The following is a 16,247-nucleotide window of genomic DNA, read 5'->3' on the forward strand; positions in this document are numbered from 1 at the left end:
AGTATACAGCAAAATTATCGGTACTCAATACGGGGCCTGGGCAATATCTGAATACAGGCGGCGGGGAGTAAAAAAAGCGTCATTTTTCAGCCGTATGATAACGCCAGGTCAAATTCAGGAAGGTTATTATGTTGCCACTACGCGCTCTGCCCGCGCTGCTGCTACTGCTGTGCACCCCGCTGTTGAACGCCGTTGCCGCGCCGCAGCCGGCGATTATCGCCCACCGCGGCGGCACCGCCGACGCGCCGGAAAATACCCTGCCGGCCATCCGCAGCGCCTTGGACAACGGCGCCGATGCCGTGTGGATCACGCTGCAGCAGGCCAAAGACGGCGTCATCGTGCTGTATCGCCCCGCCGATCTGCAAGCACTCACTAACGCCCGCGGCCCGGTCTCCGCCTACAGCGCCGAACAGCTGGCGCAGACGGACGCCGGCTGGGCCTACGCCCGCAGCGGCAACCACCCGTACCGCGCGCAGGGCATCGGCATTCCCCGACTGGCAACGGTGCTGCAAACTTTTCCGCACGCCACCTTCTATCTAGACATCAAGTCGCCGGACGCCGATCCGGCCCGCTTCGCCCGCGCGCTGCTGACGACGCTGGAAACGCAGCACGCGCTGACGCGCACCCGGGTCTATTCCACCGATGCCCGTTACCTGCAAGCGCTGCCGCCGCAGATTGCGCGCTTTGTCAGCCGCGATGAAACCCGCAGCCTGCTGGCTAACGTCACCATGGCGCACCGCTGCCAGCTGCAGCCGCACGGTAATGCGCCCCGCTGGTACGGGCTGGAACTGACGCGCGAAGTCGAGGTGGTGGAAAAATACACGCTGGGCGAAGGACGCTCCAAGGCACAGCTCAGTTGGGACGATGAATCGATGGCCTGTTTCCGCTCGCAAGGGCCGGCGCAGATTGTCTTATTCGGCGTCAACTCGCCGCAGGCTTACCGGCAGGCGCAGATATTAGGCGCAGACGCGGTAATGGTGGATTCGCCCAAACAGGCGCAACGGTGGCGGGAGAAAAATCAGGGCGCGGTCAGCCGCGCCCCGGAATGATATCAACGACTATAAAATACGGTGCTTTTCCAACTGTTCCCGGCGCTGCGCCTCTTTCGCCAGGCGCTTTTTACGCGCATCGCAGGGTTCCGGGCAGTCGCAGACTTTCTCCATCCCCAGCGCGGTGATGCCGCCGCAGCTGCCCTGCAGGCTTTTGCGTTTAAACACATAGCCCAGCGACATGCCGCCGATAATCAGCAGAAATAACACGAAGGTGGCAACAAATACCGTCAGCATAGCGGCCTCACAGGATTTTCTTCATATACGGTTCAAAGGCTGCGGAATAGCGCTCTTCAAAACCGTCGTCGGTTTTCACGATCATATAGACCGGGATCCCGAGCAGGTTGGCCAGCGCCATGCCGCGTTCCGGCCCCATCACGTCCAGCCCGGTCGACAGGCCGTCGGCGGTCATACAGGTCGGGCTGATGACGGTAATCGACGCCAGGCGGTGCTCAACCGGCCGGCCGCTGCGCGGATCGATGGTATGCGAATAGCGCACGCCGTCCTGCTCGAAGTAGTTGCGATAGTCGCCCGAAGTGGCGATCGCCATATTGCCGGGCTGAATCACCAGCTGTGCGCGCTGTTGCGCGTCGTCGCTGGGCCGCTCGATGGCAATCCGCCACGGCTGCTCCTTGCCGTTCAGACCACGGGTGCGTACTTCGCCGCCGATATCCACCATGTAGTTTCGCACCTGCCGGGATTGCAGGTAGTTCACCACCACGTCGACGCCGTACCCCTTGGCGATCGACGACAGGTCAACATACAGTTCCGGGATATGCTTCACCAGCGCATTGCCCTGCACCGCCAGCTTGTCGATGCCGGTCCAGGCGCGGCGCTGCGCCAGTTCTGCGGCCTCCGGCACCTGGGTTCTGCGCCCTTCCGGGCCAAAGCCCCACAGGTTGACCAGCGGCCCGACGGTGACGTCCAGCGCGCCGTCGGTCACGCGGTTAATACGCAGCGCCTCGCTGACCACCTGCGCCGTCGCGGCGGACACCGGGAACGGCGTATCGACCGCGCGGCTGCGGTTAAAGCGGCTTAGCTCTGAATCCGGCCGGTAGGTCGACATCTGGTCATTTACCAACTCCAGACGTTTGTCGATCTCCGTCTGTATCTCGCTGGCCGACGGCGTATCGTCGCCGGGCAGATAGCGGATCGAATAGGAGGTCCCCATGGTTTTACCCTCGAGGCTCACCTGCGCCGGCCCGCATCCGCTTAATAACAAGGTGGCGCCAAGCGCCACCAGTGTTAGCCAGCCTTTCATTGCTGACGCGCGCATTTAGCCACCAAAGTCATCAAGCATGATGTTTTCATCTTCAACGCCCAAATCCTTCAGCATCTTGATCACCGCGGCGTTCATCATCGGCGGCCCGCACATGTAGAACTCGCAGTCTTCCGGCGCCGGATGGTTCTTCAGGTAGTTCTCCAGCAACACGTTGTGGATAAAGCCGGTGTAGCCGGTCCAGTTATCCTCAGGCTGCGGATCCGACAGCGCCACGTGCCAGGTGAAGTTTTCGTTCTCTTCCTGCAGATGATTGAAGTCATCTTCATAGAACATTTCACGCAGCGAGCGGGCGCCGTACCAGAAGGTAATCTTGCGCTTCGAGTGCAGGCGTTTCAGCTGGTCGAAAATATGCGAACGCATCGGCGCCATACCCGCGCCGCCGCCGATAAAGATCATCTCGGCGTCGGTCTCTTTGGCGAAGAACTCGCCGAACGGCCCGGAGATCGTCACCTTATCGCCCGGCTTCAGCGACCAGATATAAGACGACATGATGCCCGGCGGCACATCCGGATTGTTCGGCGGCGGCGTGGCGATACGCACGTTCAGCATGATAATGCCTTTTTCATCCGGGTAGTTCGCCATGGAATACGCACGCACCGTGGTGTCGTCAACCTTGGAGCGGTAGCGGAACAGGTTAAACTTGTCCCAGTCGCCGCGGTACTCTTCCGGCACGTCAAAATCGGCATAGCCGATATCGTGCGCCGGCGCTTCAATCTGAATAAAACCGCCCGCACGGAAAGGCACGTCTTCGCCGTCCGGGATCTTCAGCTTCAGCTCTTTGATAAAGGTCGCTTTGTTGTCATTGGAAATGACTTCGCATTCCCATTTCTTCACGCCGAAGATCTCCTCCGGCAGCTCGATTTTCAGATTCTGCTTCACGTTGACCTGGCAGGCCAGGCGGCAGCCCTCTTTCGCTTCGCGCTTGGTGATATGCGACAGTTCGGTCGGCAGGATATCGCCGCCGCCTTCTTTGATCACTACCCGGCACTGGCCGCAGGAGCCGCCGCCGCCGCAGGCCGAGGAGACGAAAATCCCCTGACCGGACAGCATATTGAGCAGCTTGTCCCCCGCCGGCGCGTGGAAGCTTTTATCCTTGTCGCCGTTGACTTCAACGGCCACGTCGCCCGTGTTCACCAGTTTAGATTTGGCAAACAGGATCAGTAGCGCCAGCACCATGACGATGCAGGTGAACATCGCTACGCCTAAAATAATTTCCATAAATTTTCCGCCTTTATCTCTGGGTTATTACAACTGAACCCCGGAGAAGGACATAAAGCCCAACGCCATCAGCCCGGTGGTAATAAAGGTGATGCCCAGACCGCGTAACCCTGCCGGCACATCGGCATACTTCAGTTTCTCGCGGATCCCCGCCATCGCGACAATCGCCAACATCCAGCCGGTGCCGGAGCCGAAGCCGTACACCACAGATTCCGCGAAGTTGTAGTCACGCTGCACCATGAAGGACACGCCGCCGAAGATGGCGCAGTTCACGGTAATCAGCGGCAGGAAGATGCCGAGGGCGTTGTACAGCGACGGGAAGAAGCGATCGAGGATCATCTCCAGAACCTGTACCAGCGCCGCAATCACCCCGATAAAGGTGATGAAGTTGAGGAAGCTCAGATCCACACCGTCCATCAGCGCGCCGTCGCGCAGAATCAGGTTGTAGACCAGGTTGTTCGCCGGCACCGCAATGCCCAGCACGATGGTGACGGCAATCCCCAGACCAAAGGCGGTAGAGACCTTCTTCGACACCGCGAGGAAGGTACACATGCCGAGGAAGAACGCCAGCGCCATGTTTTCAACGAAAACGGCGCGGACAAACAGACTGATATAATGTTCCATCGCCGATTACTCCTTTTCAACCTGCGCAGGCTTCAGCGTGCGCAGCGCCCAAATCAGCAGGCCGATAATAAAGAATGCGCTCGGCGCCAGCAGGAACAGGCCGTTCGGCATGTACCAACCGCCGTTCTGCAGCGTTTCCAGCACCGACACGCCGAACAGCTTGCCGGAACCGATCAGCTCGCGCAGGAAACCGACCAGGATCAGAATCACGCCGTAGCCCAGCCCGTTGCCGATGCCGTCCATAAAGCTTTCGATCGGCGGCGACTTCATCGCATAGGCTTCGGCGCGTCCCATCACGATACAGTTGGTGATGATCAGCCCGACGAATACCGACAGCTGTTTGGAGATTTCAAACGCGTAGGCGCGCAGCACCTGGTCAACCACGATCACCAGCGAGGCGATAATCGCCATCTGCACGATAATGCGTACGCTGTTGGGAATGTGATGACGGATCAGTGAAATAAAGAAACTGGAGAACGCCGTCACCAGCGTGACCGCAATGGTCATCACCACCGCCGTTTCCAGCTTGGTGGTCACCGCCAGCGCGGAACAGACGCCCAGCACCTGCAGGGCAATCGGGTTGTTGTCAAACAGCGGCCCCAGCAGGACCCGTTTAATCTCTTTGGAATCAGCCATTTTTCAGCGCTCCTTCACGAACTTTTTTCAGGAACGGGCCAAAACCATGTTCGCCCAACCAGAAATCAAAAGTGTGCTGTACGCCGTTGGAGGTCAGGGTCGCGCCGGACAGGGCGTCCACGCCATGAATATCCCCTGCGGGCGCGCCGCCTTTCACCACGCGGATGGCCGGCTTGCCGCTGTCGTCAAACAGCTTCTTGCCCACCCACTGCTGGCGCCAGGACGCATTTTCCACCTCACCGCCCAGCCCCGGGGTTTCCCCCTGGTCGTAGTAGGTGATGCCTTTGACCGTGTCGCCATCGCCGTCGACGGCGACAAAGGCGTACATCATCGACCACAGGCCGGTGCCGTATACCGGCAGCACGATTTTGCTGACCGCGCCGGCGTCGTCGCGCACCAGGTAAATTTCAGCCTGGTTACTACGACGCTTGATGCCCGCCGGATCCTGCGCCGCCGGCAAGGCGATGCTCTTGGCGTTATCGCGCAGCGCTGCGGCCTGATCGAACGATGTCGCATCGCCCTGCACGAAATCGCCGCTGTTCAGATCCACCAGCCGCGCCTCAATGCGTTTGTCGAAGATTTGCTTCACCTGCTCGCCGGGCATCGCCGGCTGCAGCAGCCCCGCCACGTCCAGGATATTGCGCTGCTTATCCAGCAGCTTTTGCTCCTGCTGTTTGGACTTCAGGCCGACGGCGGAGCCCGCCACCACCACTGAACACACCAGACACAGCAACAGTACTACCAGCAGCGTTTTACCGATGCTGTCATTTTTTGCTTCACTCGCCACGGGCTTTTCTCCGCTTGATGTTAGCCTGCACCACCAGATAATCGAACAGCGGCGCGAACAGGTTGGCGAACAGAATCGCCAGCATCATCCCTTCCGGATAGGCCGGGTTGACCACGCGAATCAACACGCACATCACGCCGATCAGGATGCCGTACCACCACTTCCCTTTGTTGGTGAAGGCGGCGGAAACCGGGTCGGTCGCCATAAAGATCATGCCGAAGGCGAAACCGCCCAGCACCATGTGCCAGTACCACGGCATGGCGAACATCGGGTTGGTGTCGGAGCCAATTGCGTTAAACAGATAGGCGGTGGCGATCATGCCGAGCATCACGCCGGCGACGATGCGCCAGGAAGCGATGCGGGCAAACAGGATAATCGCGCCGCCGATCAGGATCATCAGCGTGGAGACTTCACCGACAGAGCCGGGAATGTTGCCGAGGAAGGCGTCCATCCAGGTGATGGAGTGGCCGGTCGCCACGTTGCTCAGGCCCTGCGCGCCGCCGGCGCTCCACTGGGCCAGCGGGGTTGCGCCGGAGAAGCCGTCCGCCGAGGTCCACACCAGATCGCCGGAAATCTGCGCCGGGTAGGCGAAGAACAGGAACGCGCGCCCTGCCAGCGCCGGGTTGAGGAAGTTGCGCCCGGTGCCGCCGAAGATCTCTTTGGCAATCACCACGCCGAAGGTAATCCCCAGCGCCGCCTGCCACAGCGGCAGCGTCGGCGGTACGATCAGCGCAAACAGAATCGAGGTGACGAAGAAACCTTCGTTAATCTCATGCTTGCGGATGATGGAGAACAACACTTCCCAAAAGCCGCCGACGATAAACACCACGGCGTAAATCGGCACAAAGTAGGTTGCCCCCAGCACCATTTTACTGACCCAGCCGGCGTCCGGCGCCAGCGAGGCGCCCAGCCACTGCGCCAGCACGTAGTGCCAGTCGCCCGCCAGCACCTGTTGCAGCTGATCGCCGCTGTACATCTGGTGCAGCGCGGGGATCGCCTGCTGCCCCACGTTGTACATGCCCCAGAACATCGCCGGGAATACCGCCATCCACACCAGGATCATCATGCGCTTCAGGTCGATGGCGTCACGCACGTGCGAAGCGCCGTGCGTCACCGTGCCCGGCGTGTAGAAGACCGTAGTGGTGGCTTCATATAACGGGTACCACTTTTCCAGCTTGCCGCCCGGCGTGAAGTGATGCTCGATTTTCTCAAAATAGTTCTTCAGGCCCATGGGTTATCCTTCCAGCTCAATCTTGGTCAGCACGTCGCGCAGCACCGGAGCGTATTCATACTTACCCGGGCAGACAAAGGTGCACAACGCCAGATCCTCTTCATCCAGCTCCAGGCAGCCCAGAGACTGCGCGCTGTCGGTATCGCCCGCCAGCAGATCGCGCAGCAGCAGCGTCGGCAGAATATCCAGCGGCATCACCCGCTCGTAGTTGCCGATCGGCACCATGGAACGTTCGCCGCCGTTGGTACTGGTGGAGAAGGCGAACAGTTTGTTCTTCAGGAAGTGCCCCAGCGTGGTACGGGTGATAGTGAACTTGTTCGACGAAGGCAGCACCCAGCCGAGCAGCTCTTTTTCACGCCCTTCTTCCAGCACGGACACCTGACTGTGGAAGCGGCCGAGGTAGGCCTTCGGGCCGACGGCGTGCGTGCCGCTCAGCACTGAGCCGGTGATCACACGGTTTTCGCCGTCTTTCAGGCGGCCCGCGGTCAGCTCATCCAGGCTGGCGCCCAGACGGGTGCGCAGCAGCGCCGGCTGTTCAACCTGCGGCCCGGCCAGGGCAACCACGCGACGCGTGTCGAGTTTGCCGGTGGTGAACAGCGTGCCGATGGCGATCACATCCTGATAGCCGATATGCCACACGGTTTTCTTGATGCTTACCGGCTCGATAAAGTGAATGTGAGTGCCTACCAACCCTGCTGGGTGCGGGCCGGCGAACTCGTTGTAGGTGATTTGCGCGTTATCGGCGCCGGACAGTTTGCCGCCGGCCGCCTGGCAGACGTGCACCTTGCCGTCGGTCAGACGCGTCAGCACCGTCAGGCCGGCGTTAAACGCCGCCAGCTGCTCGGCGATGATCACCTGCGGATCGGCGGCCAGCGGCTGGGTGTCGATAGCGGTGACGAAAATGGCGCGCGGCGTGCTGCCCGGACGCGGCGTTTTACTGAAAGGACGGGTGCGCAGCGCGGTCCACAGGCCGCTGCTCAGCAGCTCGCCTTCTACCATGCCGCGTTCCAGCTGCGCCAGATCGGCCGGTGAGTAATGGGCGAACGTTTCCTGCTGCGCGTCGTCGTCAACGGCAATCACCACCGATTGCAGGACGCGACGCTCGCCGCGGTTGATGGCGACGATTTTGCCGCCGGCCGGCGCGGTGAATAAGACCCCGGGGTTCTTTTTATCTTCGAACAGCGCCTGACCAAGCTTAACGCTGTCGCCCTCCTGCACCAGCATGGAGGGACGCATACCGATATACTCCTCCCCCAGCAGTGCCACGTGCTTGAGATGCGGGCCGTCCTGAATCGCCTGAGTCGGTGCTCCGGCTATCGGCAGGTCTAACCCTTTTCTGATTTTAATCATAGGATTTATACGATGTTTTTATGGTTTCACATGTCGTCGTGGCCAGGGCCAGTACGGACAATGCCAGGATGATGAGACGCCACACGTCGCCTCCGGGTTGAATACTCCAACGCCGTATTCAACATGAATTCTCGCGTATTGACGCTATGAGTAGAGAACAGCACTTCCATTGTTATTGACGCCCCCTTCCCTCACCCACAATTCAACCGGCGCAACGCTGCTTCGCCACTGGCGAAACGGCCGCTGAACGCGAACGGTTTGTTTGCTTGCCAATACCCGACCTGCTGGCCACAGCCCAGCGGTATCAAGCCGAAGATGGTAACATTTTTCGCAACATTTTTCTCCATTCGTCAGTGACCTGAGTCAAGCAAACGGAATTAAGTTGTTGCTTATTTCCTGCATGAATCGTTAAAAATTGGCAGTTAATTCACTTTTATCGAGCTTTGTAGTTTTTTTATACATATCCTATATTGCTAAATATAAACACGCTGGTAATCTGGCGTGGCGTAAATGCAACAAAAAGTCAGTGGCACGCGGACGGTTAATCACCGTCGGCACATAAATATTTATCCTGAATAATTCAAGTCACACCAGGACGGCGACCGGGCATCGGTTCCGCAACAGGCCATGGCCTGCGGCGGGAAGCGCGGCACTATGGCCGACACGGGTATGGCGCGGGATTATGACGGGGTATAGCAGGAATAATTTAATGAGCAGAATCGCGCTGTTATTTGCGATGCTGGTTTCTATGCCGATGATCACCGCCTGTAGCGCCAGCGAGCAGGTGCCTGAAACACCGGTTGTTAAACAGCAATTAATGGGTTCGCCCGTCTATATCCAGATATTTAAAGAAGAGCGGACGTTAGAACTTTACGCCAAGATGGGCAATGAGTTCCGTCTGGTGAATAGTTTTCCGATCTGTAACTATTCCGGCGGACTGGGGCCGAAACGCGTCCAGGGCGACTTTAAGAGTCCCGAGGGCTTTTATAGCGTCGACGTGCGCCATCTGAAACCCGACAGCCGCTATTATCGGGCGATTAATATCGGCTTCCCGAATGCGTACGACCGCGCGCAGGGCTATTCCGGCGCCTACCTGATGATCCACGGCGAATGTAAATCCATCGGCTGCTACGCCATGACCAACGGTTATATGGATGAGATCTACCGCTATGTGGCGGCGGCGTTCAACAACGGCCAGCGTCTGGTAGATATCAGCATCTACCCGTTCCGCATGACCGAACAGAACATGATACGCCACCGCTCCTCGGTGTACGCCAGCTTCTGGCGTCAGCTGAAGCCGGGCTATGACTACTTTGTCAAAAACCACCAGCCGCCGACCATGCAGGTCGCCAACGGCCAGTATGTGCTGGGCAAACCGCTGATGAACGGCGGGCAGTCGAATACGCTGTTCGCGTCGACAACGCAGCCGGCAACCACCTCCGGCGCGCAGTCAGGCAACCCGTTCAGCCCGTCACAGCAGCCGCTCACCGTAGTGAAATAAGGCAAACTCGCCTGGCTCAATCTTGTGCCAGGTTTCATTGCCGGTCAGCGGCTGGGTGGCAATCACCGTGACCACGTCGTTTGGCGTGGTCTGCCGCTGAAAATCAATCTCCACGTCCTGATCGAGCAGCGTCGCTTTGCCAAACGGCGCGCGGCGCGTGATCCAGTACAGATTGGTCGAGCAGAAGGCCATCACGTACTGGCCGTCCGACAGCAGCATATTGAACACGCCTTTACTGCGCAGCTGCTGCGCCAGCAGCGCGATATAGCGGAACACCGCCGGCCAGCGGCCCGGCGTACGCGGGTATTTCAGCGACAGCTGGTGTAGCAGCCAGCAGAATGCATATTCGCTGTCGGTCTGGCCGACCGGGCGGAAGGTGCCGGTTTCCAGGTTACGGTAGCCTTTCAGCTGGCCGTTGTGCGCGTAAGTCCAGTTGCGTCCCCACAGCTCGCGGGTAAACGGATGGGTATTTTCCAGCGCCACCTCGCCGCGGTTGGCCTGGCGGATATGCGAAATCACCGCGCAGGACTTGATTGGGTAGTCCTGCACCAGACGGGCGATCGGCGAATTGAAACTGGGCTGCGGATCTTTAAACGTGCGGCAGCCGTTGCCTTCATAGAAGGTGATGCCCCAACCGTCTTTATGCGGACCGGTGCGGCCGCCGCGCTGCACCAGGCCGGTAAAACTGAAACAGATATCGGTCGGCACATTCGCGCTCATCCCGAGCAGTTCACACATCGAAAACCACTCCTTCATAGTGGGCGCCCTGCGCCCCTACATCATGAAGACGGGGACGCGCGGCCCCCGTCGGCCTTAAGCCTTAACCATCTCTTTTTCGATCAGCTGAATCAAGATATGAATCGCTTTGATATGGATTTCCTGAATGCGGTCAGCGTAGCCGAAGTGCGGCACGCGGATTTCCACATCGGCGGAACCGGCCATTTTACCGCCGTCTTTGCCGGTCAGGGTGATCACCTTCATCCCTTGGGCGCGCGCTGCTTCAATCGCCTTGATGATGTTGCCGGAGTTGCCGGAGGTAGAGATGCCCAGCAGCACGTCGCCTTCGCGACCCACGGCTTCCACATAGCGGGAGAACACATAGTCATAACCGAAGTCGTTGCTGACGCAGGACAGGTGGCTCACGTCGGAAATGGCAATCGCCGGGTAGCCCGGACGGTTCTCGCGGTAGCGGCCGGTCAGCTCTTCGGCGAAATGCATCGCGTCGCAGTGCGAACCGCCGTTGCCGCAGGAGATCACCTTGCCGCCGGCTTTAAAGGAATCGGCCAGCAATACGGCGGCGCGCTGAATGGCGTCGATGTTGGCGTCATCGCTGATAAATTTCGCCAGCGTATCCGCCGCTTCATTCAGTTCACTGCGAATCAGGTCGTGGTACATGAGATAGCCTCTTTTTATCGTCAATCTTCCGCCTTGCAGTGTAACGGATCGGGGAAAAACCGAGAAGCACTGCGCGCGAAACTACGCATCGGTTGAGGAGCGCCTGCGTTTTTTGACCTTTGGTGCTGTCAGTTTGTGACCTGAGTTGTAATTAAAGTGTAAATGCATTGATAAAAACAATCGCCTGAACTAAAACCAATCTATACACTAAACAGGTCAGACCTCTTACGACTTAGGAGCTGTAATCATGATGGTTCTTAGTATTGTTGTGCTACTGGCGCTTATCAGCGTGCTGTTCTACCACCGGGTAAACCTGACCCTCAGCAGCCTGCTGCTGCTGGCCTATACCGCCGTCATGGGCGTTATCGGCCTGTGGAGTTTCTGGATGCTGCTGCCGCTGGCCGTGATCCTGCTGCCGCTGAACGTGACGTCACTGCGTCGCGGCTGGCTGTCCGCACCGGCGTTAAAAGCGTTCCGTAAAGTGATGCCGCCGATGTCCACCACCGAGAAAGAGGCGATCGACGCCGGTACCACCTGGTGGGAAGGCGATCTGTTCCGCGGCGCGCCGGACTGGAACAAGCTGCATAACTATCCGCAGCCGCAGCTGAGCGCCGAAGAGCAGGCGTTCCTCGACGGCCCGGTGGAAGAAGCCTGCCGTATGGCCAACGACTTCCAGATCACTCATGAGCTGGCCGATCTGCCGCCGGAGCTGTGGGCATACCTGAAAGAACACCGCTTCTTTGCCATGATCATAAAGAAAGAGTTCGGCGGGCTGGAGTTCTCACCTTACGCCCAGGCGCGCGTGCTGCAGAAACTGGCGGGTGTGTCCGGCATTCTGGCGATCACCGTCGGCGTACCGAACTCCCTCGGCCCGGGCGAGCTGCTGCAGCATTACGGCACCGAAGAGCAAAAAAACCGTTATCTGCCGGGCCTGGCGCGCGGCGAAGAGATCCCGTGCTTCGCGCTGACCAGCCCTGAGGCCGGTTCGGATGCCGGCGCCATTCCGGACGTCGGCACCGTGTGCATGGGCGAGTGGCAAGGCGAACAGGTTCTGGGCATGCGCCTGACCTGGAACAAGCGCTATATCACGCTGGCGCCGGTGGCTACCGTGCTCGGCCTGGCGTTTAAACTGTACGACCCGAATCACCTGCTGAGCGACGACGAAGCGCCGGGCATCACCTGCGCGCTGATCCCGACCAGCACGCCGGGCGTGGAGATCGGCAACCGCCACTTCCCGCTGAACATTCCGTTCCAGAACGGCCCGACGCGCGGCACCGACGTCTTCGTCCCGATCGACTACATTATCGGCGGGCCGAAAATGGCCGGTCAGGGCTGGCGCATGCTGGTTGAGTGTCTGTCGGTCGGTCGCGGCATCACGCTGCCTTCCAACTCCACCGGCAGCGTGAAATCGCTGGCGCTGGGCATCGGCGCCTACGCCCATATCCGCCGTCAGTTCAAAATCGCCATCGGCAAGATGGAAGGGATCGAAGAACCGCTGGCGCGCATCGCCGGCAACACCTATGTGATGGATGCCGCCGCCTCGCTGATTACCTATGCGCTGGTGCAGGGCGAAAAACCGGCGGTGCTGTCAGCGATCGTCAAATACCACTGTACCCACCGCGGTCAGCTGTCAACGATTGACGCCATGGATATCGCCGGCGGTAAGGGCATTATGCTGGGCGAATCCAACTTCCTGGCCCGCGCCTATCAGGGCGCGCCGATCGCCATCACCGTGGAAGGGGCCAATATCCTGACCCGTACCATGATGATCTTCGGTCAGGGGGCGATCCGCTGCCATCCTTACGTCCTGCAGGAAATGGCGGCGGCGCAGAACAACGATCTGGCCGATTTCGACCGGGCGCTGTTCGGCCACCTCGGCCACGTGGGCAGCAACAAAGTACGCAGCTTCTGGCTCGGCCTGACCAACGGCCGCACCAGCGCCTCGCCGACCAAAGACGCCACCCGCCGCTACTATCAGCAGCTGAACCGCCTGAGCGCCAACCTGGCGCTGCTGTCGGACGTCTCCATGGGCGTACTGGGCGGCGATCTGAAGCGTCGCGAACGCATTTCCGCACGCCTGGGGGATATTCTCAGCCAGATGTATCTGGCCTCCGCCACGCTGAAACGTTTTGAAGATGAAGGACGTCAGAAGGACGATCTGCCGCTGGTGCACTGGGGCGTGCAGGACTGTCTGCATCAGGCCGAGCAGGCGCTGGACGATCTGCTGCGCAACTTCCCGAACCGCTTTATCGCCGGGGCGCTGCGGCTGGTGATCCTGCCGTTCGGCCGCGTGCATCAGGCGCCGTCCGATCGTCTGGATCACCAGTTGGCGAAGATCCTGCAGCAACCGTCCGCCACCCGCAGCCGTCTGGGACGCGGGCAGTACCTGGCCGCCAGCGAGCACAACCCGATAGGCCTGCTGGAAGAGGCGCTGGTGGATGTGATCGCCGCCGAGCCGATTCATGCCCGCCTGTGTAAAGAGGCCGGTAAAAACCTGCCGTTCACCCGGCTGGATCGTCTGGCGCAGCGCGCACTGGAAGAAGGCAAGATCAGCGATGAGGAAGCGCGCATCCTGACCAAGGCCGAAGAGAGCCGTCTGCGTTCGATCAACGTGGATGACTTCGCACCGGAGGCGCTGGCGGCGCAGCAGCCGGAAAAGCCGCAGCCGCAGGAGAAACGCCGTCCGCATACTGAAGCGGCGTAAACACACGCGGTAATCATTAAGGGGCGATCTTCGCCCCTTTTTTGATCGCCGCAACCCGCCGCGATTTAACTGTGCTGGCGAATACGCGCCAGCAGCTCATCGACATTGGCCATCTGCGGCTCATTAACGATCAGCGCCCGTCCCAGGCTCAGCGCGTTACGCTGGCATTCGGCGCGCATATCAGCATCCTCAATAGCATCCAGATCGGCGACGTGCGCCAGGCCGATGGTGCGGCGAATCAGTTCGGTACCGCAATAGCCCACCGCATCCTGCCATACCTGCTGCAGGAAGCGCTCCGCATAGCCGGACGTCGCCAGCGCGGCATCTTCCGTCTTTTGCTGACACAGCGCCAGGAAGCGGTCGGCGAAAATCAGCCACAGCTCGCGCACGTCCTGCAGCCGCTGTTCGCGGCCGGCGGCGGCGTCGCGCGGGCCAAGCAGCCCCGGCAACCCGCAGTAGTTCAGCAGCAGGTTGCCCAGCGCGGTACCCACGTCGAAGCCGATCGGCCCGTAGAAGCCGAATTCGGCATCAATCGCCTTCAGCCGCCCTTCGGCAACAAATATCGATCCGCTGTGAATATCGCCGTGCAATAACGCTTCGGCTTTGCTGAGAAAACGGTGCTTCAGCCCGGCGACCGCCAGCTTCAGCGCCGCGTCGTGGCGCAGCTCGCGTACCTGCGGCAGCAGCGCTTCGTCAAACTGATTGCGTTCGTGGTCGCAGTAAGGATCGCTGAAAAACAGATCTTCGGTAATCTGGCACAGCTCGGGGTTGGTAAAGCGGCTGACCTGCGCCTTTTTCTGCTGCGCATTTTGGTAAAAATCAGAGGTATGAAACAGCGTCTGCGCCAGATACTCCGCCAGCTGGCCGACCGCCAACGGATAGTAATGCCCGGCGATCAGCGCGTTGCGCCAGATTTGGTGGTCGGAGAGATCTTCCTGCACCATCACCGCCAGCTCCGCGTCATGATGCAGTACGCGCACGGTATGGCGCGGGCAGAACTCGCCATGGGTCAGCAGCGTTTGGGCCTCAATGCGCGCCCGGTCGAGCGTCAGCGGCCAGGACTCACCGACGCAGCGTACGTACGGCAGCGCCTGCTTGACGATCGCCCGGCTGACGCCTTCCCGGTCGCGGATTTTAAACACCAGGTTCAGGTTGCCGTCGCCGATCTCCTCGGCGCTGACCAGCGTGTGCGGATCGGCCAGTTGTCCGAACTGGCGGGCGTATTCAACGGCATCGGCTGCCGTAAAGGTACGGTAAAGCGACATCTCAACCCCTCTGGTATCACTGACAAACAGGATATTATTTTTTTAGACGTAAAGGCATTTGGACATCTATACATCCGAAAATCATGTTGGCAGAATAGCGCTACAGATGCAATACGCTCGTAACAAGGATTTAACTGCTATGCGCCCTCTTAACACCACCAGTTTGATACTGCGCGACAACCGGCTGTGGATCCTCGATCAGCAGGCGTTGCCCCAGGAAAAACGCTGGCTTGCCAGCGACAGCGTTGAAGAACTCGTCGGCCATATCCACGCCCTGCGCGTGCGCGGCGCACCGCTGATCGGGCTGTCCGCCAGCCTGCTGCTGGCTCTGCTGGCCGAGCGCGGCCTCGCCCGCGACGACGTCATGCAGGCGCTGAGCACGCTGCGGGCGGCGCGGCCGACCGCCGTTAATCTGATGAATAATCTGGATCGCATTAAGCAGGCGCTGGCGCAGCCGGCGTGGCGCGCGGCGGTAAGCGCGGAAGCCTGGCGGCTGGTGGAAGAAGATCGCGCCCTGTGCGACCGCATCGCCGACCACGGCGCTGCGCTGGTCGCCCCCGGCAGCCGGCTGCTGACCCACTGCAACACCGGCGGGCTGGCCACTGCCGGCATCGGCACGGCGATTGGCGTGCTGCTGCGCGCCCACCAGCAGGGCAAAGTGGAACGCGTGTGGGTGGATGAAACCCGTCCGCTGCTGCAAGGCGGCCGGCTGACCGCCTGGGAACTGGGCGAGCTGGGCATCCCCTACCGGCTGATCTGCGATTCGATGGCCGCCAGCCTGATGGCGCAGGGACAGGTCGATGCGGTGTGGGTCGGCGCCGATCGCATCGCCGCCAACGGCGACGTCGCCAACAAGATCGGCACCTACAGCCTGGCGGTGCTGGCACACTATCACGGCATTCCGTTTTACGTCGCCGCACCGCACACCACGCACGATCCGGCCTGCGCCGACGGCGCCGCCATTCCGATTGAGCAGCGCGCCGCCGAGGAAGTGGCCGGCGTCAGCGGCAGCTTCGGCCAGTGCCGCTGGGCGCCGGAAGACGCCGACGTGTATAACCCGGCGTTTGACGTAACGCCGTCAGCGCTGATTAGCGGTTGGGTGCTGGACAGCGGCGTGATTACGCCGCAGCAGGTCAAGGCGGGGATTTTCCAGCGGGCGCTGGGGTAACGCTGTAACAGGGCTGATTATGCAGCCCTGTTGATCA

15 protein-coding genes are annotated in these 16,247 nt (G+C 60.3%); 4 read left to right on the top strand and 11 right to left on the bottom strand.

Going from position 1 to position 16,247, the window contains the following annotated elements; genetic code table 11:
- The first annotated feature begins 146 nt into the window (after positions 1–146).
- Positions 147–1,049, top strand: coding sequence for a glycerophosphodiester phosphodiesterase family protein (locus HF675_RS18825; protein ID WP_370569846.1), 903 nt, complete (start codon positions 147–149; stop codon positions 1,047–1,049).
- Positions 1,050–1,058: 9 nt separating this feature from the next.
- Here HF675_RS18825 and nqrM read toward each other — a convergent pair whose 3' ends face one another.
- Genes nqrM through HF675_RS18865 form a run of 8 tightly spaced genes read right to left on the bottom strand, consistent with a single transcriptional unit; the run spans position 1,059 to position 8,177 of the window.
- A complete protein-coding gene (gene nqrM / locus HF675_RS18830) occupies positions 1,059–1,286 on the bottom strand; it encodes a (Na+)-NQR maturation NqrM (RefSeq protein ID WP_105229930.1) in 228 nt (75 codons plus the stop codon).
- A gap of 7 nt (positions 1,287–1,293) precedes the next feature.
- On the bottom strand, positions 1,294–2,325 hold the full coding sequence (locus HF675_RS18835) for an FAD:protein FMN transferase (RefSeq protein ID WP_105229929.1): 1,032 nt from the start codon (positions 2,323–2,325) through the stop codon (positions 1,294–1,296).
- Positions 2,326–3,549 (bottom strand): NADH:ubiquinone reductase (Na(+)-transporting) subunit F, encoded by a 1,224-nt coding sequence (nqrF, locus tag HF675_RS18840; RefSeq protein WP_105229928.1) that lies wholly within the window; start codon positions 3,547–3,549, stop codon positions 2,326–2,328.
- Between the two features lie 27 nt (positions 3,550–3,576).
- Positions 3,577–4,173 (bottom strand): NADH:ubiquinone reductase (Na(+)-transporting) subunit E, encoded by a 597-nt coding sequence (gene nqrE, locus HF675_RS18845; protein WP_105229927.1) that lies wholly within the window; start codon positions 4,171–4,173, stop codon positions 3,577–3,579.
- A gap of 6 nt (positions 4,174–4,179) precedes the next feature.
- On the bottom strand, positions 4,180–4,809 hold the full coding sequence (locus HF675_RS18850; protein WP_105229926.1) for an NADH:ubiquinone reductase (Na(+)-transporting) subunit D: 630 nt from the start codon (positions 4,807–4,809) through the stop codon (positions 4,180–4,182).
- A complete protein-coding gene (locus tag HF675_RS18855) occupies positions 4,802–5,596 on the bottom strand; it encodes a Na(+)-translocating NADH-quinone reductase subunit C (RefSeq protein ID WP_105229925.1) in 795 nt (264 codons plus the stop codon). Before HF675_RS18855 ends, HF675_RS18850 begins: the two co-directional genes overlap by 8 nt.
- Positions 5,586–6,827, bottom strand: coding sequence for an NADH:ubiquinone reductase (Na(+)-transporting) subunit B (locus HF675_RS18860; protein WP_105229924.1), 1,242 nt, complete (start codon positions 6,825–6,827; stop codon positions 5,586–5,588). The genes HF675_RS18855 and HF675_RS18860 overlap by 11 nt, the downstream gene beginning before the upstream one ends.
- 3 nt (positions 6,828–6,830) lie before the next feature.
- Positions 6,831–8,177, bottom strand: coding sequence for a Na(+)-translocating NADH-quinone reductase subunit A (locus HF675_RS18865; RefSeq protein ID WP_111737668.1), 1,347 nt, complete (start codon positions 8,175–8,177; stop codon positions 6,831–6,833).
- 709 nt (positions 8,178–8,886) lie between these two features.
- On the opposite strand from HF675_RS18865, the gene dpaA reads away from it, so the two are divergent.
- Positions 8,887–9,678, top strand: coding sequence for a peptidoglycan meso-diaminopimelic acid protein amidase (dpaA, locus tag HF675_RS18870; RefSeq protein WP_105229922.1), 792 nt, complete (start codon positions 8,887–8,889; stop codon positions 9,676–9,678).
- On the opposite strand, the gene HF675_RS18875 is transcribed toward dpaA, so the two are convergent.
- Together HF675_RS18875 and lpcA are read right to left on the bottom strand one after the other, a co-directional pair.
- Positions 9,649–10,416, bottom strand: a complete 768-nt coding sequence (locus HF675_RS18875; protein WP_111737669.1) for a class II glutamine amidotransferase — start codon at positions 10,414–10,416, stop codon at positions 9,649–9,651. The two genes, dpaA and HF675_RS18875, sit on opposite strands and share 30 nt — an antisense overlap.
- Positions 10,417–10,491: 75 nt before the next feature.
- Entirely contained in the window at positions 10,492–11,073 is a 582-nt protein-coding gene (lpcA, locus tag HF675_RS18880; protein WP_054306523.1) for a D-sedoheptulose 7-phosphate isomerase, read from the bottom strand.
- Positions 11,074–11,320: 247 nt separating this feature from the next.
- On the opposite strand from lpcA, the gene fadE reads away from it, so the two are divergent.
- A complete protein-coding gene (gene fadE / locus HF675_RS18885; protein ID WP_187043570.1) occupies positions 11,321–13,777 on the top strand; it encodes an acyl-CoA dehydrogenase FadE in 2,457 nt (818 codons plus the stop codon).
- A gap of 65 nt (positions 13,778–13,842) precedes the next feature.
- Here the strand turns inward: fadE and mtnK are convergent, their stop codons facing one another.
- Entirely contained in the window at positions 13,843–15,042 is a 1,200-nt protein-coding gene (mtnK, locus tag HF675_RS18890) for an S-methyl-5-thioribose kinase (protein WP_105229919.1), read from the bottom strand.
- A gap of 139 nt (positions 15,043–15,181) precedes the next feature.
- On the opposite strand from mtnK, the gene mtnA reads away from it, so the two are divergent.
- Positions 15,182–16,210 (top strand): S-methyl-5-thioribose-1-phosphate isomerase, encoded by a 1,029-nt coding sequence (gene mtnA / locus HF675_RS18895; RefSeq protein WP_187043571.1) that lies wholly within the window; start codon positions 15,182–15,184, stop codon positions 16,208–16,210.
- Positions 16,211–16,247: the final 37 nt, after the last annotated feature.

The organism is Serratia sp. JUb9 (assembly GCF_014298095.1).
Taxonomy (GTDB): Bacteria; Pseudomonadota; Gammaproteobacteria; order Enterobacterales; family Enterobacteriaceae; genus Serratia_B; species Serratia_B rhizosphaerae.